We start from the raw sequence: 26,552 nt of genomic DNA on the forward strand, positions 1-26,552 counted from the left end.
TGCGGCCGAAGCGGCGCCGTTCGTCGGCCGGGGTGTCGCCGGACCGGACGCCGACCGTGAGCTCCGGCTCCGGGAGCCCGAGCCGGGTCGCGGCGTGCCGGATGCCGGTCAGCGGGGCGCGCAGGTTGCGCTCGACGTCGATGGCCAGCGCCTTCATCGGCGAGACGTAGAGCACCCGGCAGCGGTGCTGCCGGTCGAGCGGCGGCGGCTCGCTGGCCAGCCGGTCGATCGACCACAGGAAGGCGGCCAGCGTCTTGCCGGAGCCGGTCGGGGCGACCACCAGCGCGTTGGCCCCCGAGCCGATGGCGTCCCACGCACCGGTCTGGGCCGCCGTCGGCGCGCTGAACGACGCGTCGAACCAGGCCTGCGTCGCGGGCGAGAACCGGGAGGTCACCGGCTCATCCTCACCCACGGCACCGACACCGGGGCCACCCGTGAGCAACGGGCCGGCGGGCCTTCGGAGCAGAAGGTGCACCGAAGGCCCGCCGGTCGACGCCGGTCAGGTGATCGTGAGGGTCTTCGCAGCGCTCACCTGCTCGGAGGAGCTCCCCGAGTGGACCTCGATCGCGCCCGGCTCGACGACGTACTTCCCACGGTTGTCGTAGAAGCCGAAGTCGCTCTTGTCCAGCGTGAAGGTGACGGTCGTCGACTCGCCGGCGCCCAGCGTCACCCGGTTCCGGGCAGGTCGGGTGCCTACCCGCCCCGAAAGTCGGTTCCGCGCTGTCCGACGCCCGGCCTAGGGTCGGTCACCGTGCCGGACACGACGACCGAGACGACCGACGAGCTGCCTCTCGTTCACGCCCGCGGCCTGGTGAAGCGCTTCGGGTCCTTCACCGCCGTCGACGGCATCGACGTCGACGTGGCCCGCGGTGAGGCCTTCGGGTTCCTCGGGCCCAACGGCGCCGGCAAGTCCTCGACGATGCGCATGATCGGCTGCGTCTCGCCGGTGACCGACGGCACCCTGCGGGTGCTGGGGCACGACCCGGCGGTCGACGGCACCCGGATCCGGGCCCGTCTCGGCGTCGTCCCGCAGGAGGACACCCTCGACTTCGAGCTGTCGGTCTACGAGAACCTCGTCGTCTACGGCCGCTACTTCGGGCTGTCCCGGCAGGAGGCGGGCGAGCGGGCCAGGCGGCTGCTCGAGTTCGTCCAGCTCGACGAGCGGGGGGCCAGCCTGGTCGAGCCGCTCTCCGGGGGCATGAAGCGCCGGCTCACCATCGCCCGGTCGCTGATCAACGACCCCGACCTGCTGCTCCTCGACGAGCCCACCACCGGGCTCGACCCGCAGGCCCGCCACGTGGTCTGGGACCGGCTCTTCCGGCTCAAGCAGCAGGGGGTGACCCTGGTCCTCACAACGCACTACATGGACGAGGCCGAGCAGCTGTGCGACCGGCTGGTCGTCATGGACTCCGGCCGCATCGCGGCGGAGGGCTCCCCGGCCGGCCTGATCAAGGAGTGGTCGACCCGAGAGGTCGTCGAGCTGCGCTTCACGGCGGGCGAGACCGAGGTGGCGGGCGAGAAGGTCGAGGCACTGGTCGCCGAGACCGAGCGGCCGCTGCACCGGCTGGTCAGCCGGGTCGAGGTGCTGCCGGACCGGGTCCTGCTCTACAGCGACGACGGCGACGCGACCGTGGCCGAGGTGCACGGCTGCGGCGTCGTCACCCAGTCGGTGCTCGTGCGCCGGTCGTCGCTGGAGGACGTCTTCCTGCGCCTCACCGGACGGAGCCTCGTCGAGTGAGCGTGCTGAGCACCTCGGGACGTACGACCGGAGGCCTTCCGCCCGCACCCTCCGCCGCGGCGCTGGTCGGCCGCTCCGTCGACTTCTGGCGGGTCCAGTACCGCCGCACCTGGCGGGGCACCTGGGCGCCGACGGTGCTGACGCCGCTGGGGTTCCTGGCCGCGATGGGCCTCGGGCTCGGCTCCATCGTCGACGAGGGGGCCCGCGCCCAGACCCTCGGCGGCGTCAGCTACCTCGACTTCATCGCACCGGGGCTGATGGCCGCCAGCGTGATGCAGCAGGCGGCGTTCGAGTCGAGCTACCCGGTGCTCGGGGCCATCAAGTGGGCGAAGCAGTACCACGCGCAGCTCGCGGCCCCGCTGCGCGTCCGCGACGTGCTGGCGGGCCACGTCATCTGGGTGACGCTGCGGCTCGGCATCTCGGCCGCGGTCTTCCTCGTCATCATGGCGCTCTTCGGCACCCTGCACTCGCCGTGGGCCGTGCTGTGCATCCCGGCTGCGGTGCTCACCGGCGCCGCCTGGGTGCCCGGCATGTTCGGCTACGCGGCGACCCTCGAGACCGACAGCGGCTTCGCGCTGGTCTTCCGGTTCCTGGTCATGCCGATGTTCCTCTTCTCGGGCACCTTCTTCCCGATCTCGCAGCTGCCCGACTGGCTGGAGTGGGTCGCAGTCCTCACCCCGCTCTGGCACGGCGTCGAGCTGTGCCGCGACCTCGCCCTCGGCACCCCCGAGCTGCTGCCCTCGGTCGGCCACGTCGCCTACCTGTGCCTCTGGGTCGCCGTCGGCTTCTGGTGGGCGCTGCGCACCTTCACCCGGCGGCTGGTGTCGTGACCGCGCCCGGCACCTTCCGCGTCACCCCTCCGCTGGTCACCCGGCGGCTGGTCGGCTCCGGCCGGGCCCGCTACCTGGTGGAGCGCAACGTGCGCGTCTACCGCAACGAGTGGCTGGTGCTGGTGTCCGGCTTCCTCGAGCCGGTCTTCTACCTGTTCTCCATCGGCGTCGGCGTCTCGCAGCTGGTCGGCGACGTCGAGCTGCCCGGCGGCCAGGTCGTCACCTACACGGCGTTCGTCGCGCCGGCGATGCTCGCGGCGAGCGCGATGAACGGCGCGATCATCGACGCGACGTTCGGCCTGTTCTTCAAGCTGAAGTACAACAAGCTCTACGACGCGGTGCTCGCCACGCCGGTGACCCCGGTCGACGTGGCGGTGGGCGAGATCACCTGGGCGCTGGCCCGCGGCTCGCTCTACTCCGCCGCGTTCATCGTCGTCATGCTGTTCATGGGGCTGATCACGTCGTGGTGGGCGCTGCTGGCCCTGCCGGCCGTCGTGCTCACCGGCTTCTGCTTCGCCGCTGCGGGCACCGCCTGCACGACGTACATGCGCAGCTGGCAGGACTTCAGCTACATCACGCTGGTCCAGCTGCCACTGTTCCTCTTCTCGGCCACCTTCTACCCGATCTCGGTCTACCCCGAGTCGCTGCAGTGGGTTGTGCGGCTGTCACCGCTCTACCACTCCGCGCAGCTGCTGCGGGAGCTCACGACCGGCACGGTCGGGCTCGACTCGCTGTGGCACGTGCTGGTGCTGGCGCTGCTCGGCGTCATCGGCATGGTCGTGACCGGCCGCCGGCTGGAGAAGCTCCTCCTCACCTGACCGGTCGCTCGTGTCGGGGTCGAATCCGATGGCTCGGCGTGGGTGGCAGGAGGATGATCGCCCGATGAGGATGCCGGCGCCGAGCGACGGTGACCCGGCCATCGAGGCGGCCGGGATCACCAAGCGGTTCGGCGGGTCCGGGGCGTCGGCCGGTGCGGTCGACGCGGTCCACGACCTGACCATGTCCGTCCTGCGAGGGGAGCGCCTCGCGTTCATCGGTCCCAACGGCGCGGGCAAGTCGACGTCGATCAAGATCCTCACCGGCATCCTGCACCCGACATCGGGCACCGCCCGCGTCCTCGGCCTGGTGCCCTGGCAGCAGCGGCGGGCGCTGGCGGCCCGGACCGGCACGCTGTTCGGCCAGCGGTCACAGCTCTGGTTCGAGCTGAGCCCGCGCCAGTCGCTGCGCATGCTGGGGGCGATCTACGGCATGGACCGGGACCGTGAGCTGCGCCGGGTGGCCGAGCTCGGAGACTTGCTCGACGCCGGCGACCTCTTCGACCAGCCGGTGCGCGACCTGTCCCTCGGCCAGCGGATGCGCTGCGAGCTGGCAGCCTGTCTGCTGCACGACCCCGAGATCCTGTTCCTCGACGAGCCGACCATCGGGCTCGACCTGCTGGCGAAGCGGCGATTCCGGGAGCTGCTCGTGACCCTCAACGAGGCGTCGGGGACGACGGTCTTCCTCACCTCCCACGACGTGGCGGACATCGAGCACGTCGCGCAGCGGGTCGTCGTCATCAGCGCCGGCCGGCTCATCTACGACGACTCGGTCCCGGCCATGCGCCGGACGATGCTGTCGACCAAGCTGGTCGACGTCGGCCTGGAGCGGGCCGGGGCGCCGCTCGACCTCGACGGCGTCACGGTGCTCGCCAGCGACCAGACCTCCGCGCAGCTGTCGGTCGACACGTCGCGCACCTCGATACGCGAGGTGCTCGGCCGGGTCCTCGACACCTGGTCGGTCAGCGACATCTCCGTGGTCGACCCGCCGCTCGAGCAGGTCATCGCGGAGATCTACGCGGAGCGGCGGCCGTGAGCGTGCCGCTGCTGCGCCGGCTCGCGGTTCCTGCCGACGTGTCGGGCCGCCGGGTCCTCGCCTCGCGCGACGGGCTCGTCGTGGCGCTGCTCTTCTACCTGCTCGTGTCGGGCATCCTGTCCGCGCTCTGGCGGGCGGCGGCGGGCGAGCACGGCGACGTCGCGGGCTACAGCGCCGTCGCTCTCACCTGGTACGTCTTCACCGCCGAGGCCGCCACCTGCGCCATCAACGTGCGGATGATCGAGGAGGTCGGCGACGACATCGGCTCCGGGGCGGTCGCGGTGGAGATGCTGCGACCGCTGCCGGTGGTCGCGGTGCGACTGGCGGCCGAGGTGGGGCGTTGCTCGGCCCGTCTGGGGATCCTCCTGCTCCCGGGCGCGACGTTCGCCTGGATCGTGGCCGGACCGCCACCGAGCACGGCCGCCACTGCCCTCGCGCTGCCCGCGCTCGTCCTCGCGGTGGCCGCGAACCTGTGCCTGCAGCACGCCCTTGCCGGTGCCGCGTTCTGGCTGCGGGACACCAGGGCGATGTGGTTCCTCTACCAGAAACTGGTGTTCATCCTCGGCGGCATGCTGCTGCCGCTCGAGGTGCTGCCCGGCGTCCTGCGCGACGTGGCCATGGCGCTGCCGTTCATGACGATGGCCTACGCACCCGCCCGGCTCGCGTCCGGTCACGTGGAGCCTTGGCTGCTGCTCGTCCAGGCCGGCTGGCTGGTGGTCCTCGCGGCCGGCGCCGGCGCCGTCTTCTCGGCCGGGCAGCGCCGGCTGCAGGTGGTGGGCGGATGAGCCGCGCCGCCCCCGCGACGCGAGCCGTGCTGCGCGGCGCCTTCGCCGACGCGGCGGCCCGCCGGTCCGCCTTCTGGACGCAGATCGGCGCGATGATCGCCAACGACCTCGCCTGGGTGGCGTTCTGGGTGATCTTCTTCCAGGAGGTAGCGTCCGTGCGCGGGTGGGACGTCGGCCGGGTGCTCCTGCTGCTCGCGGTGCTGTCCACGTCGGCGGGCCTCGTCCTCGGCCTCTTCTCGAACAGCCGCCGGATCCCGACGCTGGTGGCGGACGGCTCGCTGGACGAGGTGCTGACCCTGCCGGTCGCGCCGCTGCCGAACCTGCTGGTCCGCCGGCTCGACACCGTCAACCTCGGCGACGTCGCCTTCGGCCTGGTGCTCTTCGCGGTGGCGGCCGACCCGACCCCGCAGCGCACGCTGGTATACGTGGCCGGCACGCTCGCCAGCGCCGTGCTGCTGACCGGGTTCCTGGTGCTCACCGGTTCGCTGGTCTTCTTCACCGGCCGGGGGGAGGGCGCGGACCTCGGGCTGAACGCGGTGCTGCTGCTGGCGTCCTACCCGGCCGACGTCTTTGCGGGGGCGACGAAGGTCCTGCTCTACACCGCGGTCCCGGCTGCCTTCGTCAGCGGAGTGCCCGCGGAGCTGGTCGACGACTTCGATGTCGCCGACGCCGCCATGCTCCTCGGGGTCTCCGGGATCTTCGCGGGACTGGGTTGGGCCACCTTCACGGCCGGACTGCGCCGCTACTCCTCGGGCTCGGCCTGGGGCCGCGGCTGAGCGGGCGGGGCCGCAGGTCCGGGATACTGGGGTCATGCGGCTGACCGACTTCTGGGAGCGGATGCGCGGGCAGTTCGGCCCGCACGCCGAGTACCTCGCCGAGCTGCACGTCTTCACCGAGCTCGGCGGACGGACCGCCGCCCAGGCGCTGGCCGACGGCGAGCCGGCCCTGCGGGTCTGGCGGGCGGTCTGCGAGGGCATGGACGTCCCGCCCGCGCAGCGCTGACCGCGCACTGCTCGCCGGCCCTAGGAGCCGACCGATGAGTCCGCAGGCTCCCGGTCGTCTACCCCGGAGCGGCCGCCGCCCGGCGGGCCCCACCTGAAGGAGTCGCATGCGCAGGCTCGTGGCCTACACGCTCCTGTCCGCCGACGGCGTCGCCGAGGCGCCGGAGGAGTTCGTCGACGTGTTCGACGACGAGATGCAGGAGCACCTGAATGCCGTCATCGAGACCCAGGACGCGGTGCTGCTGGGGCGACGCATGCACGACGAGTGGGCGACGTTCTGGCCGACGTCGGACATCGAGCCCTTCGCAGGCTTCATCAACAGCACGCCGAAGCACGTGGCGACATCGACGCCGCTGCCGGACGAGTGGGACGGCGCTACGGCGATCCAAGGCCCTGTCCCTGACTTCGTGCGGGACCTGAAGGCCCGGCGGGGGGGTGACATCGGCGTCCACGGGAGCATCGAGCTGACGCGGTCGCTGGTCGGGGCCGGGCTCGTGGACGAGCTCCGGCTGGTCATCGCCCCTGCCCTGGCCGGGCGTGGTCGCCGGCTCTTCAGCGACCCGCACGAGATGCAGAGGCTGCAGCTGCTCCGGGCGGCCAGCACCTCGTCCGGGTCCATCCTCGCCGACTACCGGGTGCTCCACGAAGAGTGACGCCGCGCACTCGGGTCTTCGCCCGGTCTGGCGCACCCCGGCCGCTCCTGCAACAGTCGGAGACGTCCCGGCAAGCGGCGAGCACGAGAGGCGACCATGGACGAGCACCCGAACGCGAGGGTCCTGCGCGAGCTGGCCGACCGGACGAAGTCCGGTGACATGGAGGCCGCGATGAGCGTCCTCGCCGACGACGTCGAGTGGCACGAGATCGGGCGCGCCGAGCCGACCCGGGGCAAGCAGGCGCTGGCCCAGCGCTACGCGGAGTCGGTGGGCGACTTCCAGGTCGAGGCGGAGACCCATGACGTCGTCGCGAACGACGAGCACGCCGTCCAGCTCCTCGACGTCACCGCGCGGCGTGGCGACGCGACCCTCCGATACCGGACGGCCGAGATCTACCACATGAAGGACGGCAGGATCACCGCGCGCTGGGCCTTCTCGGACGATACCGAGCGGATCGTGGCGTTCTTCGCCTAGCCCGGTCGGGGCCGGTCAGTCGCGCTCCTTGATCTCGGCCGGGAAGGCCTGCCAGGCGATGCTCGCCATCCTGGCGTGCCCCGCGACGGACAGGTGGTTGAAGTCCCGCGCCAGGTCCTCGGTCGTGATGCTCATCCCCTGCAGCGCCGCCTCGTCGGTCCAGCACTTCGGCAGAGCCGCGCACACCTTCTCGACGGCACCCCAGTAGCCGTCGACGATGCCCTGCAGCGACCGGACGCCGGCCGGGCGGAGGTCTCCGTCGGGGGTGAAGAAGTCGCACGGTCCGGTGCCCGAGTTCTCGACGACCACGGCCGGCTGGCTGGCCGCCCAGGTGGCGTAGGTCTGCACGCTCGCCCATTGGCTGACCAGGAAGAGGGAGACGCCAGGGACCTTCTCCCGCACCAGATCGAGCATGCGGCCGAGCTCGACCCCGAGGGGTGCGACGTTGTCGGCGTCCGTCCCGTCGCAGCGGATGTCGTTGTCGATCGTCTGCACGATGACGATGTCGGGCAGCGGGTCGGCCACCTCGAGGAGCCGCTGCAGCTGGGCCCGGAGGTCGCCGACGGTGGAGCCGTTGACCGCGACGTTGTAGTTGTGCCCCACCATCGCGGGGTGCGTCCCGGCGAGGCGGAGGTAGATGCTGCGGACGCGCGGGTTGTCACCGGTCGCCCAGGAGTTCTCGGTGGCGTCGCGCGTGACGTCGTCCGGGTCGGTCAGGGTGCCGGTGGCGCCGGAGTGACCCATCACGGCGATCGAGTCCAGCGCTGCGGTCGCCCTCGGGGTGACCCGCTCCGTCGGTCCGGCCGAGGCGGCGGACGTGGTGCCGCCGCCGGAGGCTTCGCGGGCGTCCGGCTCCGCGCCGCCGCCGCAGCCGGCCAGCGCGCCCAGCGAGCACAGCGAGCACAGCAGCACGGCGGCCAGCCGGCGGCATGCCCCCATCCGGTCCTCCTCCCGCCCGACCGGTCCGGGCACCGGTCACTCCTTGATAGCCGAACTGCGGTCGGTGCGGGGTCACAGTTGTGTGCGGGTCCGCGCCGCCGGGCAAGGGTGGCAGGTGCCCACCACGACCCGTAGCGGCCCGAAGCGCACCCGATCGGACGACGACGACCGCCGGCAGCTGATCGTCGACACGCTGGTCGAGGCGTTCGCCGACCTGATGGAGGCCGACGCCGACGCGTTCCGGGCGAAGTTCCGCAAGATGGCCGCCGACCCTTGGGCGTTCTACCGCGGCAGCGCCTGCGTCTTCTACGCCGACATGGCAGCGATGGCCGAGCAGGGCGGCCACCAGGACCCCTGGACGCAGGGCAAGGCCGGCCGGGTCTGGATCCAGGGGGACCTCCATGCCGAGAACTTCGGGACGTACATGGACGGCAAGGGGGCGCTGGTCTTCGACGTCAACGACTTCGACGAGGCTTACCTCGGGCCGTTCACCTGGGACCTGCGCCGCTTCGTCGCCAGCCTCGCCCTGATGTGCTGGCAGAAGGCCCTGCCCGACACGGTCATCGACGACCTCTGCGAGCGGTACCTGCGGTCGTACGTCGACCAGGTGCACGTCTTCGTCGAGAGCGACCGGGACCACGAGTGGGCGCTGCGGCTCGACACCGCCAGCGACGCGGTGCGCACCGCGCTGCTGCAGGCCCAGCTGTCCACCCGGGTCGACCTGCTCGACCGGCTGACCGTCGTGGACGACTACCAGCGACGGTTCCGGCACGGGCCAAGGACCCGCGAGCTCGGCCGGCGCGAGCGGCGCCGGGTCGAGAACGCGTACGAGTCCTACCTGAGGACGATCCCTGAGTCGAAGCGGCTGGGCAGCATCAGCTACGCCCTCAAGGACGTCGTCGCGACGTCCGGCTTCGGGATCGGCAGTGCAGGCCTGCCGGCCTACAACATCCTCGTCGAGGGGCACACCCAGGCGCTGGAGAACGACATCGTGCTGTCGATGAAGCAGGGCAACGTCGCAGCTCCGAGCCGCGTCGTGGACGACCAGCAGGCAGGGGAGTTCTTCAAGCACCACGGTCACCGCACCGCGGTCTCGCAGTCGGCGCTGCAGGCGCACGCCGACCCGTGGCTCGGGTGGACCGAGATGGGCGGCACCGGCTACGTGGTGGCCGAGATCTCGCCGTACGACGCCGACCTGGACTGGTCGGAGCTCTCCGAGCCCGGGCAGCTGGTGCCGGTGGTCGAGCAGCTCGGCCGGGCCACCGCGAAGGTGCACTGCGTCAGCGACAAGGACTCCGGAGACACCCCACTGGTGGACTTCCAGACCGAGGACGTCGTCGCCGAGGCGGTGTCCGACGTGGACGACTTCGTCCAGGACCTCGTGGAGTTCGCGCACACCTACGCCGAGCGGGCTCGCGCCGACCACCACCTGTTCGTGGCGGCCTTCCGCTCCGACCAGATCCCGGGGGTCACCGCGACGACTTCCTGAGCAGCGCCCGCGTCCTCGCACGACTCGCACCCGCCGTGGGCGGCGAGCCGTAGCCTCCTCGGGTGGAGCTCGACCCGACGGCGGTGCAGCGGCGCACGGTCCGGGTTCTCTCGGCGTCGCAGGTGCTCGGCGGGGTCGGGGTGGGCAGCGCGATCGCGGTCGGCGGTCTGATCGCCGAGGACGTGTCCGGGTCGACGTCGCTGTCCGGGCTGTCGCAGACCGCGTCGGTCCTGGGCGGTGCCGTGGCGGCGTTGCCCATGGCCCGGGTGATGGCGGCGCACGGGCGACGGCCGGGCCTCGTCGGCGGCTACCTCGCCGCGCTGCTGGGTGCGGTGCTGATGGTCGGGGGCGCCGGCTGGGACTCGTTCCCCCTCGTGATGGCCGGGGCACTGCTGCTCGGCTGCGGCACGGCGACGAACCTGCAGTCGCGGTACGCCGCGGCGGACCTGGCTGACGACCGGCACCGGGCCCGCGCCCTGGCCACCGTCGTGTGGGCGACGACCGTCGGCGTCGTCCTGGGCCCCAACCTGGTCGGACCCGGCGGGTCGCTCGCCGAGGCGCTGTCGATGCCCGCGCTGGCCGGTCCGCTGCTCTTCTCGGTGGCCGCCTTCGGCCTGGCGGCCGTCGTGCTCGTCGTGGCGCTGCGGCCCGACCCGCTGCTGACCGCCCGGCGGCTCACCGGCCGCACCGAGCGGCCGGCCCACGGCTCGCTGGCCGAGTCGCTGTCGGCCGTACGCGCGTCACCGCCGGCCGCGCTCGCCGTCACGGCGATCGCGGTCGCGCACACGGTCATGGTGTCGGTGATGGTGATGACCCCCGTGCACATGCGGCACGAGGGTGCCGGGCTGGAGGTGGTCGGCCTCGTCATCAGCCTGCACGTCGCCGGGATGTACGCCCTCTCGCCGGTCGTCGGCCTGCTCAGCGACCGGGTCGGCCGGGCAGCGGTGCTCGCCATCGGCAACGTGGTGCTGTTCGCCGCGGTCCTGGTCTCCGGGACGGCGACCTCGGACGCGGTGCTCGGCGTGGGGCTGGTGCTGCTCGGGCTGGGCTGGTCGTGCGCGCTGGTCGCCGGCTCGACGCTGCTGTCGGAGTCCGTCTCGGTGGACTCCCGGGCCGCGGTGCAGGGCGCGGCGGACTTCGTCATGGGGGCCTGCGGTGCGGTGGGGGGAGCGCTCGCCGGCCTCGTCGTGGGGCTGGCCGGCTACGGCACCCTCAACGCGCTGGCGGGGGCGCTGGCGCTGCCGATGCTGGTGCTCGCGGTCCTCGGCCACCCGGCCGTGCGTGCCCGGCGTGTCGGCACCTGATCGAACACGTGTTCGGGTAGTGTCCACAGCCGACGCAGACCACGACAGACATCCACAGACCCGGCCGGCCGAGCAGGTTGTGTCCGGGGCCGGCCCTAGGTTTCGAGACGTGACGACGAAGAAGACGACCCGCCCCTCATCGACCGGGATGGCAGCCATGGCTCCCTCATCAGCCCCCTCCTCAGACCGCGACAAGGCGCTCGACACGGCGCTGGCCCAGATCGACCGGCAGTTCGGCAAGGGATCGGTGATGCGGCTGGGCGACGACGTCCGGGCGCCCATCGAGGTCATCCCCACCGGGTCGATCGCCCTCGACATCGCGCTCGGCATCGGCGGCCTGCCACGCGGCCGCGTGGTGGAGATATACGGACCGGAGTCGAGCGGCAAGACCACCGTGGCGCTGCACGCGATCGCCAACGCGCAGCGGGCCGGCGGCATCGCGGCGTTCATCGACGCCGAGCACGCCCTCGACCCCGAGTACGCCAAGAAGCTCGGCGTCGACACCGACGCCCTGCTGGTGTCCCAGCCGGACACCGGCGAGCAGGCCCTCGAGATCGCCGACATGCTCATCCGCTCCGGCGCGCTGGACATCATCGTCATCGACTCGGTGGCCGCGCTCGTGCCGCGTGCCGAGATCGAGGGCGAGATGGGCGACAGCCACGTCGGCCTGCAAGCCCGGCTGATGAGCCAGGCGCTGCGCAAGCTCACCGGTGCCCTCAACTCGTCCAAGACCTCCGCGGTCTTCATCAACCAGCTCCGCGAGAAGATCGGCGTGATGTTCGGCTGCTTCTCCTACAACACTCGGGTGACCCTGGCCGACGGGACACAGGAGAAGATCGGCAAGATCGTCAACCAGAAGCTGCCGGTCGAGGTCCTGTCGTACGACAGCGAGGCCGGTCGCATCGTGCCACGCAAGGTCACCAACTGGTTCGACAACGGGCCGACCGACGAGTTCCTCCAGTTCACGGTGGAGCGCTCGGGCGGCAACGGGCGGGCCCAGTTCGCCGCGACGGCCAACCACCTGATCCAGACGCCGGGCGGTTGGCGCGAGGCAGGCGAGCTGCTCCCGGGTGACCGCGTCGTTCAGGCCGAGCAGGTCCGGCTCAGCACCCAGCAGTGGCAGGTCGTGCTGGGCGGGCTCATGGGTGACGCCAACCTCTCGCCCAACCGCCGGGGCCGCCACGGCGTGCGGTTCCGGATGGGTCACGGTGCCGCTCAGGCCGACTACCTGGACTGGAAGGTGTCCCTGCTCGGCAACATCGAGTGCTCGCGGCGCACTGACGCCCGAGGCTCGGCGTTCGCCGACTTCACCCCGCTGCCCGAGCTGGGTGAGCTGCAGCAGGTCGTCTACCTGGGTGGCGGCAAGAAGCACCTCACCTGGGACTACCTCAAGGCGCTGACACCGTTGGCGCTGGCGGTCTGGTACATGGACGACGCCGGTTTCACCCTGCGCTCCCAGGGTCTGCAGCAGCGCACCGAAGGCGGCTCGGGCCGGGCTGAGATCTGCGTGGAGGCGATGAGCGAGGGGTCGCGGGAGCGGCTCGTCAGCTACCTCACCGACACCTACGGTCTGGACTGCGTGGTCACCCTGCGCGGTGCTCGGAAGCAGGCGGTGCTCCGCTTCACGACCGAGGCGACGGCCAAGCTGCAGGAGCTCATCGCTCCCTACGTTCACCCGTCCATGGCCTACAAGCTCCTGCCGAGGTTCCGCGGGCAGTTCGCCGTCGAGCCCGAGCTCGTCGAGCCCGAGCTCCGCCCGGTGCCGGCACGGGTCCTGGACATCCACGTCAAGCCCCGGACGCGCTCTATGCACCGGTTCGACATCGAGGTCGAGGGCACGCACAACTACTTCGTCGACGGTGTCATGGTGCACAACTCTCCGGAGACCACCTCCGGCGGCCGGGCGCTGAAGTTCTACGCGTCGGTGCGGCTGGACGTGCGGCGCATCGAGACGCTCAAGGACGGCACCGACCCGGTCGGCAACCGGGTGCGCGTCAAGGTGGTCAAGAACAAGGTGTCCCCGCCGTTCCGGCAGGCCGAGATGGACCTGATGTTCGGCACCGGCATCAGCCGCGAGGGCGGCCTGATCGACGTCGGCGTGGAGCAGAACTTCGTCAAGAAGTCCGGCGCCTGGTACACCTACGACGGCGACCAGCTCGGGCAGGGCAAGGAGAACGCGCGGTCGTTCCTGCGCGACAACCCGGACCTGGCCGACGAGCTGGAGAAGCGGATCAAGGAGAAGCTGGGCATCGGCGCCCGCGTCGACCAGCCGCTCGACGACAGCCCGATCGACGTCGTCCCGCCGCCCGCGGTCAACCCCTCGGACGTGTGACCGGGCACCGAGCCCGGCAGCGACCCCGGCGGTGGGCCGGTCCCGACCAGCCCACCCCCGGGACCGCGGCCGACGAGACGCCGGAGGCCGACCCCGAGTCGGTCGCCAAGGGCATCGTCCTGCGCCGGCTGACCGCGGCGCCGCGCAGCCGGGCCGAGCTCGCGGCCGACCTCGCGGCCCGCGACGTGCCCGACGCGGTGGCCACCCGGGTGCTCGACCGGTTCAGCGAGGTCGGGCTGGTCGACGACCAGGCCTACGCCCAGCTGCTGGTCCGCACCCGTCGGGACAGCCGGGGGCTGGCCCGGCGTGCCCTGCAGCAGGAGCTGCGCCGCAAGGGCGTGGGTGACGAGGAGTCGGCGGCCGCCCTCGCCGCCATCACGCTCGACGACGAGGTCGCCACCGCCGAGTCGCTGGTGGCCAGGCGGCTGCCGTCGACGCGAGGGCTGCCCTACGAGACCCGGGTCCGCCGGCTGGCCGGCCTGCTCGCCCGCAAGGGCTACGGCTCCGGGCTGGCCATGCGCGTGGTGCGCGAGGCGCTGACGGCCGAGGCTGGCGACCGCGACGCGCCGGCTGCCGAGCCGGACGCGTCCGACGACGGCTTCGTGGCCCCGGACGGGCTCTAGCGCTCGTTCGCAGCGGCGCCAGGCCGGGAGGCGCTGCGCTCCGGCCGGCCATCGGGGGTGAACCGCCGGCGCAGCGAGAACGCCTGCGGTGTCGGGCCCTGCTCGCGCAGGTGCCGGAGCCGGGCCAGCGCCTGCTCGACGGTCGGGCGCTCGCCGTCCGGCACCCACCAGAGGGCGGTCGAGGGCTGCGGGGTGGGGAGGAACCACTCGGAGCGCCGCAGCAGCAGCCGGCCGTGGTCGCTGCGGTAGACGAAGTCGTGCAGGCTCGGGTAGTCGCGCCACACGGTCAGGTTGACCACCTGCGGCCGGCGCTCCTCGTCGAGCACCGTGTGGCCGGTGTCAGACCGGTGGTGCCAGACGAAGCCGGGGCTCTCCGCCGCATGCCGGGCGACCGGGTCGAACGCCGCGACGAAGCCGGCCATGGTGCGGTGCCGCATCGGCGCCCGCTGCAACGAGACGTTGACCTGGGCGAGCTGTGCCATCGGCCGGTCAGTCCTGGCGGACGTAGGTCCGAGCCAGCTCGGCCGGCGCGCACGCCAGCCACCCGTCGAGGACCGTCTCCCGCAGTGCCCTCGCGGACACGGAGCGGAGCCGGACGAGCACCGCGGCGTACCCGTCGAAGTGCGGGATCGTGAACAGCGCCCGGGGCCTTGCGGCGAGCAGCGCCTCCTTCTCGCCGAGGTCCTCGACCTTCACGGCGAGGATCGGGCCGGCCGGGGGAGCCTCCTCGCCGAAACGGCGGAGGTCGGCCTTGCTGAAGGGGCGCTCCCAGGCGAACACCATGCCGCGGACCGCCCAGGTCCGGGTCCCGTGCCGCTCGCCCTCGGTCGTCTCGGGCAGCTCGAGCGCCATGGTCGCGACGTCGTCCAGCGTGGCCACCGACCGACCGTACCCGCAGCGACGCCTCAGCCCGCCGCGCCTCGCCTCATCCCGGGGCAAGATCGTCCTTGACCGTCCGTTGACCCGGTTCTAGCCTCCGGACTGAGGGGCCGGCGCCGGGACACCGGGCGGCCGACCGCTCCTGACTCGACAGACCGACGACCGACAACGACGCCTGACCGACCGGCACCATCCGCACCATCCGCACCTGGCGCGCGACGCCGGGCCGTTCTCCCCCTCTGCCCACACCGGCGGCCGGCGGCGGCCCGCTCGTCCCGGCTGGCGGGTCGTGCCCGGGCCGCGGCCACCTTCGCCGTCCTAGCCGGCGGAGGAGGGCGCAGCGATGGACGCCGGAGCACTCGCCCTGCTGGTCGTCGCCGCCGTCGAGCTGGTCGGTCTCGTGGTGCTCGCGACGCTGCTGCTCGGTCTGCGCCGCCGGCGGCGCGGCACCGACGTCCAGCGCCACGACGTCGAGGTGCGCGAGCACCGCGTCGACGAGCGGGCCGAGCGGCTGGACGAGCAGTTCCGCCACCTCGACGAGCGCGGCGAGTCGATGGCCCGCCGCGAGGCAAGGCTGGCCGAGGAGCAGGCGGCGCTGGTGGTCGCGCGTGCCGAGGTCGAGGCCGAGCGGCTGCGGCACGTGGAGCACGCGGCCGGTCTGACCGTTCGTGAGGCCCGCGCAGAGGTGCTGACCACCGCCGAGTCCCAGGCCGGCCGGGACGCAGCGCTGCTCGCCCGCGACATCGAGCAGGCCGCCCGCCGGGACGCTGACGCCCGGGCCCGCGAGATCGTCGTCGGCGCGGTGCAGCGGCTGGCGACCGAGGCCACCACCGAGTCCGTCGTGTCGGTCCTGCACCTCCCGGGCGACGACATGAAGGGCCGCATCATCGGCCGAGAGGGCCGCAACATCAGGGCCTTCGAGCAGGTGACCGGCGTCAACCTGGTGATCGACGACACCCCCGAGGCGGTGCTGCTGTCCTGCTTCGACCCGGTGCGCCGCGAGGTCGCCCGGCTGGCCCTCGAGGCGCTGGTCCTCGACGGCCGGATCCACCCGCAGCGCATCGAGGACGCGGTCGACAAGGCCCGGGTCGAGGTCGACGCCCACTGCCAGCGCGCGGCCGAGGATGCCCTCGTCGAGGTCGGGGTGACCGACCTGCACCCCGAGCTCGTCATGCTGCTGGGCCGGCTGCGGTTCCGGACGTCATACGGCCAGAACGTGCTGCGCCACCTCGTCGAGACCGCTCACCTGGCGGGCCTGATGGCCGGCGAGCTCGGCCTCGACCCGGCCCTGACGCTCCGATGCGGCCTGCTGCACGACGTGGGCAAGGCCCTGACCCACGAGGTGGAGGGCTCGCACGCCATGGTCGGCGCCGGAGTGGCCCGCCGCTGCGGCGAGCACCCCGACGTCGTGCACGCCATCGAGGCGCACCACGGGGAGGTCGAGCCGCGCACCCTGGAGGCCGTGCTCACCCAGGCCGCCGACGCGATCAGCGGCGGGCGGCCCGGCGCGCGCCGCGAGTCGCTCGAGTCCTACGTCACCCGGCTGCACCGGCTCGAGGAGATCGCCGGCGGTCACGTCGGCGTCGACCGGGTCTTCGCGATGCAGGCCGGCCGCGACGTGCGGGTGATGGTGCTGCCCGACGTGGTCGACGACATCCAGGCCCAGGTGCTGGCCCGGGAGATCGCCAAGCAGGTCGAGACCGAGCTGACCTATCCCGGCCAGATCCGGGTGACCGTCGTGCGCGAGTCGCGCGCGACGGAGGTGGCGCGCTGAGGCTGGGCTACCGTCGCGAGGTGCCTCGTCGCCTCGGCTCGATCCTCGAGTCGCTCCTCGAACCGCTCCGTCGTACGTCGCGCGGCACCCGGCCGGCAAGCGCCCGACGCGGTGCCGGGCCGGTCGTGCCGCGACCGGGGCCGGGGGTGCCGCGACCCGGCCCGCCGGTGGCCGGCGCACGGCGGGTGCTGGAGTACACCCCGGACCTGGACGGCGGCGCCGACCCGGGTGAGGTGGTCTGGGGCTGGGTCGCCTACGAGGACGACCCGTCCCAGGGCAAGGACCGGCCGGTGCTGGTCGTCGGGCGGGGCGCCGCCGCAGCCGGCGGCGGGGCCGGGACGGTGCTCGGGCTGATGCTGTCCAGCCAGGAGCACCACGACGGGGAGCCGGGCTGGCTGCCCCTGGGCAGCGGGGCGTGGGACGGCGAGGGCCGGCGGAGCTGGGTCCGGCTGGACCGGGTCCTCGAGCTGCCGTCCGACGGCATCCGGCGGGAGGGCGCGGTGCTCGACCGGGCCCGGTTCGACCGGGTCGCGGGCGCCCTGCGCGCCGACCACGGCTGGTCCTGAGCCGTACCCTGGACCGGTCATGAGTGCACGGACCTACGAGGTGCGCACCTACGGGTGCCAGATGAACGTCCACGACTCCGAGCGGCTGGCGGGGCTGCTGGAGGACGCGGGCTACGCGCGGCACGAGGGTGCCGAGGGGGGTGCCGACGTCGTCGTCTTCAACACCTGCGCGGTGCGCGAGAACGCCGACAACCGCCTCTACGGCAACCTCGGGCACCTCGCTCCGGTCAAGAAGGTCCGGCCGGGCATGCAGATCGCGGTCGGCGGCTGCCTCGCGCAGAAGGACCGGGCCGAGATCACCCGCCGGGCCCCGTGGGTCGACGTCGTCTTCGGCACGAACAACATCGGGTCGCTCCCCGCGCTGCTCGAGCGCGCCCGGCACAACCACGAGGCCCAGGTGGAGATCCTGGAGTCGCTCGACGTCTTCCCGTCGACGCTGCCGACCCGTCGCGAGTCGCCCTACGCGGCCTGGGTGTCGGTCAGCGTCGGCTGCAACAACACCTGCACCTTCTGCATCGTCCCCTCGCTGCGCGGCACCGAGAAGGACCGTCGGCCGGGTGAGGTGCTCGCCGAGGTCGAGGCACTCGTCGCCGAGGGCGTCCTCGAGGTCACTCTGCTGGGGCAGAACGTCAACTCGTACGGCGTCGAGTTCGGCGACCGGCTGGCCTTCGGCAAGCTGCTGCGCGCCTGTGGCGGCATCGACGGCCTCGAGCGGGTGCGTTTCACCTCCCCGCACCCCAAGGACTTCACCGACGACGTGATCGCCGCCATGGCCGAGACGCCGAACGTGATGCCGTCGCTGCACATGCCGCTGCAGTCGGGCTCCGACCGGGTGCTCAAGGCGATGCGCCGTTCCTACCGACGGGAGCGCTACCTCGGCATCATCGCCCGGGTCCGTGCGGCCATGCCCGACGCCGCCATCACCACCGACGTGATCGTGGGCTTCCCCGGCGAGACCCACGCCGACTTCGAGCAGACGCTGGAGGTCGTGGCCGAGGCACGCTTCGCGAGCGCCTTCACCTTCCAGTACTCCAAGCGACCCGGCACGCCGGCCGCCGACCTCGACGGCCAGGTGCCGAAGGAGGTCGTGCAGGAGCGGTACGAGCGGTTGGTCGCGCTGCAGGACGACGTCTCGTGGGCGGAGAACAAGCGCCAGGTCGGCCGCGACCTCCAGGTGCTGGTCGCCGAGGGCGAGGGCCGAAAGGACGGCGCCACCCACCGGCTCTCCGGCCGGGCCCGGGACAACCGGCTCGTCCACGTCGCCTTCGACGCAGCCACCGACCCGGCCGCCCTGCCGCGACCCGGTGACGTGGTCACGGCCCGGGTCACCTATGCGGCTCCGCACCACCTGCTGGCCGACGCCGGCCGGCTCGACGACGTACGACCGGGTGCGCCGGCCGTGCGCCGGACCCGCGCCGGCGACGCGTGGGCGGCCCGGACCGAGTCGGCGTCGACGCCGGCCGGCGTGCTGCTGGGCATGCCGACGGTCGGTGCGCCGACCCTCGAGCCCGCGACCGGCGGGGCCTGCGGCTGACCCGCGCCGGCTCGGTGCGGCGTGGCACGATCGGCGCCACCATGACCGAGATCGTCGGGCGCGACGCCGAGCTGGCCGCGGTCCGCGAGCTGATGGCTCGCCAGGGAGACGGCCGGTCGGCGCTTCTCCTGGAGGGCGACGCCGGCATCGGCAAGTCCACGCTGTGGCAGGCCGGGATCGCCGCGGCCGAGCGACACGGGCATCGGGTCCTGTCGGCGCGGCCCGCGGAGGCTGAGGCGCAGCTGGCGCTGGCCGGGCTGGGCGACCTGCTCGACTCCTGCGCCGACGAGGTGCTGCCCAGGCTCACCCCGCCACAGCGGAGGGCGCTCGAGGTGGCCCTCGTCCTCGCCGACCCGGACAACGACGTCCCCGACCCGCGGGCGCTGGGCGTCGCAGTTCGGTCGGCGCTCCGGCTGCTCGCCGAGGGGGCGACACTGGTCCTCGCGATCGACGACGTGCAGTGGCTGGACCGCACGTCGGGCGGCGCCGTCGGCTTCGCGCTGCGGAGGCTGGACGACGCGTCCGTGCGCCTGCTGCTGACCCGGCGCGGTGCGCCGACCGCCGTCGAGGCGGCGCTGGCTGGTGGCCGCACGGAGGTCCTGCGGGTGGAGCCGCTGAGCGTCGGCGCCGTGCACGGGCTGCTGCGCAACAGCCTCGGGCGCACGTTCCCGCGGCCCACGCTGCGGCGGTTGCACGAGGCCTCCGGCGGCAACCCGCTCTACGCCCTGGAGCTCGCCCGGGCGCTGGGGGACGGGACCGCGCGGGGTCCGCTCGACCCGCTCCCGCTCACCCCGAGCCTCGAGCGGCTGGTCGACGCGCGGCTGCGGGCGCTGCCGGAGCCGACCAGGGCCGGGCTGCTGGTCGCCGCGGTCGTCGGCGCACCCACGACCGAGCTGCTCGAGGCCGCGGGCGTGCCGACCGACGTGCTGGCGCCGGCGGTCGAGGCGGAGGTGGTCGAGGTCAGGGCGGGGATCGTCCGCTTCGCGCACCCGCTGCTGGCCTCGGAGACAGTCGCTCGGGCCTCGCCCGGGCAGCGCACCGAGGCACACCGGCGGGCGGCCGAGGTGCTCGACGAGCCGCTGGCCCGTGCGGTGCACGTCGCCGCGTCGCTCGACGGCCCTGACCCGGACGCAGCCGACGAGCTCGACCGTGCCGTCCGCACGGCGCGGGCCCGGGGGGCGACCGCGCTGGCCGCCGAGCTCGGTGAGGCGGCGATGCGGGCCACCCCCGCGGAGCAGCGCGAGGAGCGTGGTCGGCGGGCCCGGGCGGCCGCCCGCGACCACCTGGCCAGCGGCGAGTCCGAGCGCGGGTTCGCCCTCGCGCGGGCACTGCTCACCGACGAGCCGGCCGGCCGCCAGAGAGCCGACGTGCTCGCGCTGCTGGGCGACCTCGAGGGCGAGAACGGTGCGCTCGAGACCGCCGCGGAGCACCGTCGTGCGGCGCTGGTCGCGGCCGAGGGCGACGCCGCCCGGCAGAGCCGTCTGCACGAGCAGCTGGCCTACGTCGTCCGCATCACCGAGTCGCTCGACGTGGCGGTGGCGCACGCACGGGAGGCGCTGCGGCTGGCCGAGGAGGTCGCCGACGACCTCCTGACGGCCCGAGCCCTAGGCACGCTCGCGGTCCTGCTGTGCAACGGCGGCGACCCGGTCGCCCTGGACCTGTCGGAGCGCGGGCTGGCTCTCGCCCGGCGGTCGGACGAGCAGGACACGGTCCTCTTCGCCGCGCAGGCGGTCGGGCACTGCCTCTACTGGTCGGGGCGCACCGAGCGGGCCCTGGAGGTGCTCACCGAGCTGCTCCGGCTGGCGGAGGACCGCGACGAGCCGGTCACGGTCAACGCCTTGTGGTACCTCGCCCTCGTCGAGGAGCGGAGCGGCCGCTACGACGTGGCCCGGCGCCACGCGCAGCGCTCGATGGAGCTGTCGGCGCAGTACCGGCTGCCCGGCGCGGACTACGACCCTGTCGTCGCGTTCCCCCTCGCCAGGGTGGCGCTCGCCCAGGGCGAGCACGACCTGGTCCGTGAGCTCGTGGCGCCGGTCGTCGCCGGGGAGGGGCCGCCCGGCGGTCGCTCGACCGACCGCTCGCTGCTCGCGGTGCTCGCGACGCTCGACCGGCGGGAGGGCAGGACCGGTGAGGCGCTGGCGCGCTTCGAGACGGTCGAGGAAGGGCAGCGCAGCGCCGGCTTCTCCCGGGCGATGGCGTTCTGGGTCGACGAGTACGTCGAGGCGCTGCTCGAGGCCGGCCGACCGGACGAGGCGTCGGTCGTGGTGGACGACTGGGACCTGCAGGTGCAGCGGCTGGGCCACCGGCTGGCGCCGGCGCAGGTCCTGCGCTGCCGCGGGATGCTGGCCGCGGCGGCCGGCGACCTGGAGTCGGCGGCAGCGACGTTCGCGGCCGCCGTGGACCTGCACCGGCCGCTGCTCGACCCCTACGAGCGGGGACGGGCCCTGCTGTCCCTCGGCCAGGCCAGCCGGCGGCTCAAGCAGAAGCGGGCCGCCCGCGAGGCGCTCGAGGCGGCTGCCGCCCAGTTCGCCGCCATCGGTGCCGCCTGGTGGGTGGACCGGGTGCGCTCCGAGGTCGGCAGCGTGGGCGGCCGGACCCGGGTCGAGGGCCTGACCCCCGCCGAGCAACGGGTCGCAGCGCTGGTCGCCGAGGGACGGACCAACCGCGAGGTCGCCAGCACGCTCTTCCTGGGGGAGAGCACCGTCGAGAAGCACCTCACCCACATCTACGCCAAGCTCGGCGTCCGGTCCCGCACCGAGCTGGCCCGCGCCCTGTCCTGACCCGCCGAGCAAGGTTGGGGGGTTTCCGCGTTTCCGGGTCCGCACCGCCGACCTAGCGTCGATCGGGTGCCGAGCTACCTGGTCGAGACTTACCTCTCGCGGACCCGTGCCGACGAGCGCGCCGCCCGCGAGCAGCGCGTCGACGCGTCGGCAGGTGAGCTGACGGAGTCCGGCACCCCGGTGCGCTTCGCATGCTCGATCAACGTGCCGGGTGACGAGACCTGCTACTTCGTCCTCGAGGCGCCGACTCTCCTCGACGCCGAGCGCGCCGCGCGGGCCGCCGGTCTAGATCCGGTGCGCGTCGTCGAGGCGGTCACCTCCGGAGCCGGAGGCCCGTGAACGTCCCGGCCGGCGCGGTCGATCGGACCCGCTCGGCCGGCGCGGTCAACGGATCGCGTGCCACGTCGTCGATACCAGCGTCCCCGGGGAGGACAACCATCCGCCCCCCGTGGGCGACTCAACGGTCGGCGTCCAACCCGTCGCAGCAGCTGCTGCCCCGCCACCAGGCGGTCACCCCACCAGGAGAGGACCACACATGAAGACGCACCTGAGGGTCGCCGTCGGGCTGCTCGCCACCGTGACGATCGCCCCCCTCGTGGCGGCCGGGCAGCCGGTCGCGACGGCCGCCGACACGTCCGACAACGCCGTCGTGCACTGGAGCGCCGTCGCGGAGAGCGCCATCGCCGCCGGCCGTCCGCCGGCCAGCAGCACGGTGCTCGGCGGCATGGTCCACGGTGCCATGTACGACGCCGTCGCCGCTGTCGAAGGTGGGCTCGAACCGTTCGTCACGACGGTGTCCGCGCCGCCGGGGGCCTCGGCGGAGGCTGCTGTCGCCCAGGCCGCGCGCGACGTCCTGGTCACCCGCGTCCCGGCGCAGGCGGGCGCCGTGCAGACGGCGTTCGACACCTACCTCGCCACCATCCCGGCCGGCCCGGCCAAGCAGGCCGGCGCTGCTGTCGGCGCGGCGGCGGCCGCCGGCATGCTCGCCGCGCGGCTCGGCGACCACTACGACGACGTCGTCCCCTACGTCCAGACCGCCCCGGGGCCGGGGGTGTTCGAGCCGATCGCGGCGACCGCGCCGGTCGACACCAAGCTCCCCGGGGTCCGGCCCTTCACCTATGACGACCAGTCGTCGTACCGGCCGGCCGCGCCGTACCAGCTGACCGGCAAGCAGTACGCCACCGACGTGCAGGAGCTGCTGGCACTCGGCCGGGCCGACAGCACGGACCGGACCGCCGAGCAGACCGAGACCGTCCGGTTCTTCACCGACCAGACCTTCATGCAGTACAGCCGCGCGCTCCGCGACCTGGTCGAGGCGCAGGGCCTGGACATCGTGGAGTCCGCCCGGCTGCTGGCATACGTGCACGTCTCCGCGGCGGACACGATGGTCGCCTGCTGGGAGGCCAAGTACCACTACATGTTCTGGCGGCCCAACCACGCGATCGCGCGGGCCGGCACCGACGGCAACGACGCGACGTCCCCGGACCCGACCTGGCGGCCGCTGGTGACCGGCAACCACCCCGAGTACCCGTCCGGCCACGGCTGCATCACCGCCGCTGTGACCGAGTCCCTGCGTCGCTACTTCGGCACCAAGCACGTCGAGCTCACGGTGACCAGCACGGTCGTCGGCAAGAGCCGCACGTACGACCGGCTCGACGACCTGGTCGACGACGTCGAGGACGCCCGGGTCTGGGGCGGGCTGCACTACCGGACGACGATGCAGGAGACCGCCAAGCACTTCCCCGAGATCGCCCGCGACATCGGGAAGCGCTACTTCCTGCGCACCGCGCGATGAGCGCGCCGCACCCTGCCCCGACAGCTCACTGACCGCAGCAGGCCGGCGGTCGGTGTCCCCTCCTGGCGCCGACCGTCGGCCTCTGCATCGCGGGCGACGGGCCCTACCGGGCGGCGACCTGCTCGAGCAGCCAGGTCCGCACGGCCGGCACGTCGAGCCGCGCGGAGATGCTCAGCCTCGAGCAGGCCGCGTCGCCCGCGCTCAGGACGCCCACCAGCTGGTCCTCGACGAACAGTGGCGACCCGGAGTCGTAGGCGCACGTCGTGCCGTCGCTGCTCTGATGCCGGACGACGGCTTCGCCCAGTGACTGCACGGTCTGCTCGGCGATCTGGCGGTAGCCACCCCCGACGAAGAGGTTGCCGGGCCGTCGTTCGGTGGTGCCCTATCTGACGACGGTCACCGGCTGGTCCCGCAGCGTCCCGGTCGCCTTGAGGTCGTCGAGCAGGCCCCCGGCGGACAGCGCCTCGACGTCGACGCCGGCGATGGGCTCGTCGAGCACCATCACCGCCACGTCGTAGCCGGAGCGGTGCGGGTTGTAGAGCGGGTGCGCGGCGAGAGTCCCGTGGTACGTCGGATACCCGCCCGGTGTAGGCCCACCCGCTGTCCCGGTCGCCGAGCGAATCGATGAAGCTCGGGTCGAAGGTGATGTCGCCCTCGGTCTCGCCGAGGTTGGCCAGGCGGAGGGCGGCGCAGTGTCCGGCGAGGACGACGACGGTGGGGGACACCGGCGTCACGCCGCACCAGCGGGCCACCGGCGAGGCGGCCGCGGGCAGCAGGACGCCCACGTTGTCGTGCGTCGTGTCCGGTCGTCCGCCGATGATGGCGTTGCCCGGGGCCGCGAGCCCCACGGTGGTGACGAGCGCGGTGGCGGCCGTGGCGAGCGTCGTGGCGGTCGCGAGGAGTGCGCGGTGCATGGTTCCTCCTCAGCAGCTGACGTCTGGGTTGAACTGGGCGAAGGTCCCGGACGGGTTGTCCTGCCAGACCCACACGTGCAGGTCGTAGTGGACGCCCATGCCGGGGTGGTGGCCGGCCATCGGGCCGTCGAAGGTCTGGCCGTAGAGCCTCGGGGCCATCGCACCCGCGCCGGCGTCGCCGAAGTACTCGACGGCCACCAGCTCCAGCTCGCCGTCGGGGTCGGGCGCGTAGAGCAGGATCTCGGGCCGGGCGACGTCCACCGCCGGGTCGGCCATCAGCGCCGGGTTCTCGTAGTGGAAGCCCATCCCGCCCAGCGGGGAGGCGACGCACTCGGGTGACGCCAGGTAGCCGGCGCGCAGCGCCTGCTCCGGGGAGTGGAAGCGGGCGGTCGCCACGCGGACCGCCTTGAGGTTCTGCGAGTACGTCGTCGCGCCCGCCGTCGGCGAGCTGGTGAAGAGGGCGGTGCCGACGAGGGCACCTGTGCCGGCCACCGCCACGGCGAGCTGGCTCCGGCGTCGGGTGGGGGTTGCGCTCATGGCAGGGCCCTCCTGAGGGGCTGGTGGCGGCACGCAGTCACGTGCAGCGCCGCACTCACCGGTCGGCGCCCGGGCCGGCGGCGAGCAGGGCCCGCTCGATCTCGTGGGACGACGGTCCGGTGAAGAGCCCGAACGCGGTCCGCTGTGCCGGGACGACGATCGTGCCGAGCCAGCCGACCGGCCCCGCGACAATGGCGGTGCGCTGCGCCTGACCGAGGACCAGACCGTCGACCAGGTCCGGCCAGTAGTGCTCGGAGAGCCACAGCGGTGCGCTGGTGATGTCGGGGAGCTGCACGCCTCGACCCTGCGCGGCGACGGCCCCGGCGGTAACCGGGGACACCCTCGATCTGTGATGGACTTGCCCGGCGGCTGGACGGCACAGCCAGCCGCCGGACCCACGTCCCGAGGGGGTCGCTCGTGCCAGTTCCGGTCTCCGGCCAAGAGCTCAGCCGCCGGTACTACCAGGACGAGGTCCGACCCGCGCTGGACGCGGCGTTCCCCGGGCTCCGGCACAGCGCGGCCCTGCTGGGGCGCGGGTCCGAGGTGCTGGGCTACGACGATGAGATGTCCCGGGACCACGACTGGGGACCGCGCGTCCTGCTCTTCCTGCGCGACGACGACGACGAGGCCCACGGCGATGCGTTGCGCCAGACGCTGCAGTTGGAGCTGCCGGCCCGATTCCCGGACCGTCCGGCTCACCACTCGGTGCACACCGTGCGCGGGTACCTCAGGGACCAGCTGGCCGTCGACGTCGACAGCGAGCTCGACGCCCGCGACTGGCTCACCCTCTCGGAGCAGGCGCTGCTGATGATGACCGCGGGAGCGGTCTTCCACGACGAGGTCGGGCTGCAGGCCGTCCGTCGGCGCTTTGCCTACTACCCCCGCGACGTCTGGCTCTACCTGATGGTGGCGGCCTGGTGGCGGGTCCACCCGGAGGCCAATGTGGTGGGCCGGGCGGGCTACTCGGGGGACGAGCTCGGGTCGGCCCTCATCGGGTCCCGCCTCGTCCACGACCTGATGCGGCTGTGCTTCCTCCTCGAGCGGCGGTACGCGCCGTACAGCAAGTGGTTCGGGACCGCTTTCGCGAGCCTGGACTGCGGTGCCGAGCTGTCTCCCATCCTCTGGCGGGCCCTGCGAGCACCGAGCTGGCAGGAGCGCGAGCAGGCGCTGAACGACGCCTATGCGGCGGTGGCGGCCCTGCACAACGCGAGCGGGATCACCGACCCGGTGCCCGTTCATGAGGAGCGGATGTGGGACCGCCCGTTCGCCGTGCTCTGGGGCGACTTCCCCGGTGTGCTCGCCGAGGCCATCGAGGACCCGGAGGTACGGGGGATCGCCGAGCGGTGGCCGGTGGGCGGCCCGGACCGGGCGCGGGAACAGCTCTGGGACGTCCGGCGCCGCAGCCTGCTGCGCCCGCTCTTCGACTGACGGTGATCGGGAGGGGCTCCGGTCCGCAGAGGCCGGACCCCCGCAGGGTCAGGGCGGTGGTGGGGGCAGGGCTGTGACGAGCTCGACCCGGGAGCGCACGCCCAGCTTGCGGTACACGCGGCTCAGCACCGCCTCGACCGTCTTGGGGCTCGCGAAGACCTCGGCGGCGATCTCGCGGTTGGTGCGGCCGGCGGCAGCCAGTGCGGCCACCCGCGCCTCCGTGGACGTGAGGCCGTCCGGTGCGGAGGGTCGCAGGCCGACCCGGCGCAGCTCGTCCCGTGCGCGCTCGGCCCAGACCGGTGCAGGGTTGGCCTCGAATACGGAGA

The 26,552-nt window shown here is 73.2% G+C and carries 30 protein-coding genes; 20 read left to right on the forward strand and 10 right to left on the reverse strand.

Annotated elements, in window-relative coordinates; all coding sequences use genetic code 11:
* Together VK640_04955 and VK640_04960 are read right to left on the reverse strand one after the other, a co-directional pair.
* Positions 1-394: DEAD/DEAH box helicase (locus VK640_04955; protein HTE72534.1), on the reverse strand; the 394-nt coding region annotated here is incomplete at its 3' end.
* Positions 395-499: 105 nt separating this feature from the next.
* Complete coding sequence (locus VK640_04960; GenBank protein HTE72535.1) at positions 500-670, reverse strand: fibronectin type III-like domain-contianing protein; 171 nt, start codon at positions 668-670, stop codon at positions 500-502.
* Between the two features lie 81 nt (positions 671-751).
* Here VK640_04960 and VK640_04965 point away from each other — a divergent pair, with 81 nt between their 5' ends.
* The 9 genes from VK640_04965 (at position 752) to VK640_05005 (ending at position 7,332) form a co-directional block, all read left to right on the forward strand.
* Positions 752-1,738: an ABC transporter ATP-binding protein gene (locus VK640_04965; protein ID HTE72536.1), complete on the forward strand. Its 987-nt coding sequence runs from the start codon at positions 752-754 to the stop codon at positions 1,736-1,738.
* Positions 1,735-2,568, forward strand: a complete 834-nt coding sequence (locus VK640_04970) for an ABC transporter permease (GenBank protein HTE72537.1) — start codon at positions 1,735-1,737, stop codon at positions 2,566-2,568. Before VK640_04965 ends, VK640_04970 begins: the two co-directional genes overlap by 4 nt.
* Positions 2,565-3,386, forward strand: coding sequence for an ABC transporter permease (locus VK640_04975; protein ID HTE72538.1), 822 nt, complete (start codon positions 2,565-2,567; stop codon positions 3,384-3,386). The genes VK640_04970 and VK640_04975 overlap by 4 nt, the downstream gene beginning before the upstream one ends.
* Positions 3,387-3,450: 64 nt before the next feature.
* Positions 3,451-4,419 carry an ATP-binding cassette domain-containing protein gene (locus VK640_04980; GenBank protein ID HTE72539.1) on the forward strand — a complete coding sequence of 323 codons (969 nt, stop codon included), beginning with the start codon at positions 3,451-3,453 and terminating at the stop codon, positions 4,417-4,419.
* Entirely contained in the window at positions 4,416-5,204 is a 789-nt protein-coding gene (locus VK640_04985; GenBank protein HTE72540.1) for an ABC-2 family transporter protein, read from the forward strand. The genes VK640_04980 and VK640_04985 overlap by 4 nt, the downstream gene beginning before the upstream one ends.
* Positions 5,201-5,980, forward strand: a complete 780-nt coding sequence (locus VK640_04990) for an ABC-2 family transporter protein (protein HTE72541.1) — start codon at positions 5,201-5,203, stop codon at positions 5,978-5,980. Before VK640_04985 ends, VK640_04990 begins: the two co-directional genes overlap by 4 nt.
* Before the next feature lie 34 nt (positions 5,981-6,014).
* Positions 6,015-6,206 (forward strand): DUF3046 domain-containing protein, encoded by a 192-nt coding sequence (locus VK640_04995; protein HTE72542.1) that lies wholly within the window; start codon positions 6,015-6,017, stop codon positions 6,204-6,206.
* A gap of 106 nt (positions 6,207-6,312) precedes the next feature.
* Positions 6,313-6,858: a dihydrofolate reductase family protein gene (locus tag VK640_05000; GenBank protein ID HTE72543.1), complete on the forward strand. Its 546-nt coding sequence runs from the start codon at positions 6,313-6,315 to the stop codon at positions 6,856-6,858.
* A gap of 96 nt (positions 6,859-6,954) precedes the next feature.
* Positions 6,955-7,332: a nuclear transport factor 2 family protein gene (locus VK640_05005; GenBank protein ID HTE72544.1), complete on the forward strand. Its 378-nt coding sequence runs from the start codon at positions 6,955-6,957 to the stop codon at positions 7,330-7,332.
* Positions 7,333-7,347: 15 nt separating this feature from the next.
* Here VK640_05005 and VK640_05010 read toward each other — a convergent pair whose 3' ends face one another.
* The gene (locus tag VK640_05010; GenBank protein HTE72545.1) at positions 7,348-8,304 is read right to left on the reverse strand and encodes an SGNH/GDSL hydrolase family protein; all 957 of its coding nucleotides are present in this window, start codon (positions 8,302-8,304) and stop codon (positions 7,348-7,350) included.
* Positions 8,305-8,488: 184 nt separating this feature from the next.
* Here VK640_05010 and VK640_05015 point away from each other — a divergent pair, with 184 nt between their 5' ends.
* The 4 genes from VK640_05015 to VK640_05030 all read left to right on the forward strand — a co-directional run bounded on the left by VK640_05015 (position 8,489) and on the right by VK640_05030 (position 14,019).
* Positions 8,489-9,760, forward strand: coding sequence for a DUF2252 domain-containing protein (locus VK640_05015; protein HTE72546.1), 1,272 nt, complete (start codon positions 8,489-8,491; stop codon positions 9,758-9,760).
* 62 nt (positions 9,761-9,822) lie between these two features.
* Positions 9,823-11,064: an MFS transporter gene (locus VK640_05020; GenBank protein ID HTE72547.1), complete on the forward strand. Its 1,242-nt coding sequence runs from the start codon at positions 9,823-9,825 to the stop codon at positions 11,062-11,064.
* 157 nt (positions 11,065-11,221) lie between these two features.
* Positions 11,222-13,396, forward strand: a complete 2,175-nt coding sequence (recA, locus tag VK640_05025; protein HTE72548.1) for an intein-containing recombinase RecA — start codon at positions 11,222-11,224, stop codon at positions 13,394-13,396.
* Positions 13,393-14,019, forward strand: coding sequence for a regulatory protein RecX (locus VK640_05030; protein HTE72549.1), 627 nt, complete (start codon positions 13,393-13,395; stop codon positions 14,017-14,019). Before recA ends, VK640_05030 begins: the two co-directional genes overlap by 4 nt.
* Here the strand turns inward: VK640_05030 and VK640_05035 are convergent.
* Together VK640_05035 and VK640_05040 are read right to left on the reverse strand one after the other, a co-directional pair.
* Complete coding sequence (locus tag VK640_05035; GenBank protein HTE72550.1) at positions 14,016-14,501, reverse strand: DUF3291 domain-containing protein; 486 nt, start codon at positions 14,499-14,501, stop codon at positions 14,016-14,018. The two genes, VK640_05030 and VK640_05035, sit on opposite strands and share 4 nt — an antisense overlap.
* A gap of 7 nt (positions 14,502-14,508) precedes the next feature.
* Positions 14,509-14,898, reverse strand: coding sequence for an MmcQ/YjbR family DNA-binding protein (locus VK640_05040; GenBank protein HTE72551.1), 390 nt, complete (start codon positions 14,896-14,898; stop codon positions 14,509-14,511).
* Positions 14,899-15,241: 343 nt separating this feature from the next.
* Between VK640_05040 and rny the strand changes: the two genes are divergently transcribed.
* The 6 genes from rny (at position 15,242) to VK640_05070 (ending at position 23,347) form a co-directional block, all read left to right on the forward strand.
* The gene (gene rny / locus VK640_05045; protein HTE72552.1) at positions 15,242-16,672 is read left to right on the forward strand and encodes a ribonuclease Y; all 1,431 of its coding nucleotides are present in this window, start codon (positions 15,242-15,244) and stop codon (positions 16,670-16,672) included.
* A gap of 20 nt (positions 16,673-16,692) precedes the next feature.
* Entirely contained in the window at positions 16,693-17,238 is a 546-nt protein-coding gene (locus tag VK640_05050) for a type II toxin-antitoxin system PemK/MazF family toxin (protein ID HTE72553.1), read from the forward strand.
* A 19-nt stretch (positions 17,239-17,257) separates the two neighbouring features.
* Positions 17,258-18,772, forward strand: coding sequence for a tRNA (N6-isopentenyl adenosine(37)-C2)-methylthiotransferase MiaB (gene miaB / locus VK640_05055; GenBank protein HTE72554.1), 1,515 nt, complete (start codon positions 17,258-17,260; stop codon positions 18,770-18,772).
* Between the two features lie 41 nt (positions 18,773-18,813).
* Positions 18,814-21,552 (forward strand): tetratricopeptide repeat protein, encoded by a 2,739-nt coding sequence (locus tag VK640_05060; protein ID HTE72555.1) that lies wholly within the window; start codon positions 18,814-18,816, stop codon positions 21,550-21,552.
* A 66-nt stretch (positions 21,553-21,618) separates the two neighbouring features.
* Positions 21,619-21,891 carry a hypothetical protein gene (locus VK640_05065; GenBank protein HTE72556.1) on the forward strand — a complete coding sequence of 91 codons (273 nt, stop codon included), beginning with the start codon at positions 21,619-21,621 and terminating at the stop codon, positions 21,889-21,891.
* Positions 21,892-22,087: 196 nt separating this feature from the next.
* A complete protein-coding gene (locus VK640_05070) occupies positions 22,088-23,347 on the forward strand; it encodes a vanadium-dependent haloperoxidase (protein HTE72557.1) in 1,260 nt (419 codons plus the stop codon).
* 103 nt (positions 23,348-23,450) lie between these two features.
* On the opposite strand, the gene VK640_05075 is transcribed toward VK640_05070, so the two are convergent.
* The 4 genes from VK640_05075 to VK640_05090 all read right to left on the reverse strand — a co-directional run bounded on the left by VK640_05075 (position 23,451) and on the right by VK640_05090 (position 25,093).
* Entirely contained in the window at positions 23,451-23,660 is a 210-nt protein-coding gene (locus VK640_05075; GenBank protein ID HTE72558.1) for a trypsin-like serine protease, read from the reverse strand.
* Between the two features lie 69 nt (positions 23,661-23,729).
* Entirely contained in the window at positions 23,730-23,852 is a 123-nt protein-coding gene (locus VK640_05080; protein HTE72559.1) for a hypothetical protein, read from the reverse strand.
* Between the two features lie 418 nt (positions 23,853-24,270).
* Positions 24,271-24,798 carry a hypothetical protein gene (locus tag VK640_05085; protein HTE72560.1) on the reverse strand — a complete coding sequence of 176 codons (528 nt, stop codon included), beginning with the start codon at positions 24,796-24,798 and terminating at the stop codon, positions 24,271-24,273.
* A 55-nt stretch (positions 24,799-24,853) separates the two neighbouring features.
* Positions 24,854-25,093: a hypothetical protein gene (locus VK640_05090; GenBank protein HTE72561.1), complete on the reverse strand. Its 240-nt coding sequence runs from the start codon at positions 25,091-25,093 to the stop codon at positions 24,854-24,856.
* A 122-nt stretch (positions 25,094-25,215) separates the two neighbouring features.
* Here VK640_05090 and VK640_05095 point away from each other — a divergent pair, with 122 nt between their 5' ends.
* Positions 25,216-26,226, forward strand: a complete 1,011-nt coding sequence (locus VK640_05095; GenBank protein HTE72562.1) for a DUF4037 domain-containing protein — start codon at positions 25,216-25,218, stop codon at positions 26,224-26,226.
* Between the two features lie 48 nt (positions 26,227-26,274).
* Here the strand turns inward: VK640_05095 and VK640_05100 are convergent.
* Positions 26,275-26,552, reverse strand: a 278-nt coding sequence (locus VK640_05100) for a helix-turn-helix transcriptional regulator (GenBank protein ID HTE72563.1), incomplete at its 5' end; no start/stop codon positions are given.

This window comes from Actinomycetes bacterium (genome assembly GCA_035489715.1).
Classification (GTDB): Bacteria; Actinomycetota; Actinomycetes; order JACCUZ01; family JACCUZ01; genus DATHAP01.

Coding starts and splice junctions, on each gene's coding strand:
- VK640_05060 (HTE72555.1), top strand. CDS start 18,814: ATGACCGAGATCGTCGGGCGCGACGCCGAGCTGGCCGCGGTCCGCGAG.
- VK640_05070 (HTE72557.1), top strand. CDS start 22,088: ATGAAGACGCACCTGAGGGTCGCCGTCGGGCTGCTCGCCACCGTGACG.
- VK640_05000 (HTE72543.1), top strand. CDS start 6,313: ATGCGCAGGCTCGTGGCCTACACGCTCCTGTCCGCCGACGGCGTCGCC.
- recA (HTE72548.1), top strand. CDS start 11,222: ATGGCTCCCTCATCAGCCCCCTCCTCAGACCGCGACAAGGCGCTCGAC.
- VK640_05015 (HTE72546.1), top strand. CDS start 8,489: ATGGAGGCCGACGCCGACGCGTTCCGGGCGAAGTTCCGCAAGATGGCC.
- VK640_05005 (HTE72544.1), top strand. CDS start 6,955: ATGGACGAGCACCCGAACGCGAGGGTCCTGCGCGAGCTGGCCGACCGG.
- VK640_05035 (HTE72550.1), bottom strand. CDS start 14,501: ATGGCACAGCTCGCCCAGGTCAACGTCTCGTTGCAGCGGGCGCCGATG.
- VK640_04980 (HTE72539.1), top strand. CDS start 3,451: ATGAGGATGCCGGCGCCGAGCGACGGTGACCCGGCCATCGAGGCGGCC.
- miaB (HTE72554.1), top strand. CDS start 17,258: ATGAGTGCACGGACCTACGAGGTGCGCACCTACGGGTGCCAGATGAAC.
- VK640_04990 (HTE72541.1), top strand. CDS start 5,201: ATGAGCCGCGCCGCCCCCGCGACGCGAGCCGTGCTGCGCGGCGCCTTC.
- VK640_04995 (HTE72542.1), top strand. CDS start 6,015: ATGCGGCTGACCGACTTCTGGGAGCGGATGCGCGGGCAGTTCGGCCCG.
- VK640_05085 (HTE72560.1), bottom strand. CDS start 24,798: ATGAGCGCAACCCCCACCCGACGCCGGAGCCAGCTCGCCGTGGCGGTG.
- rny (HTE72552.1), top strand. CDS start 15,242: ATGGACGCCGGAGCACTCGCCCTGCTGGTCGTCGCCGCCGTCGAGCTG.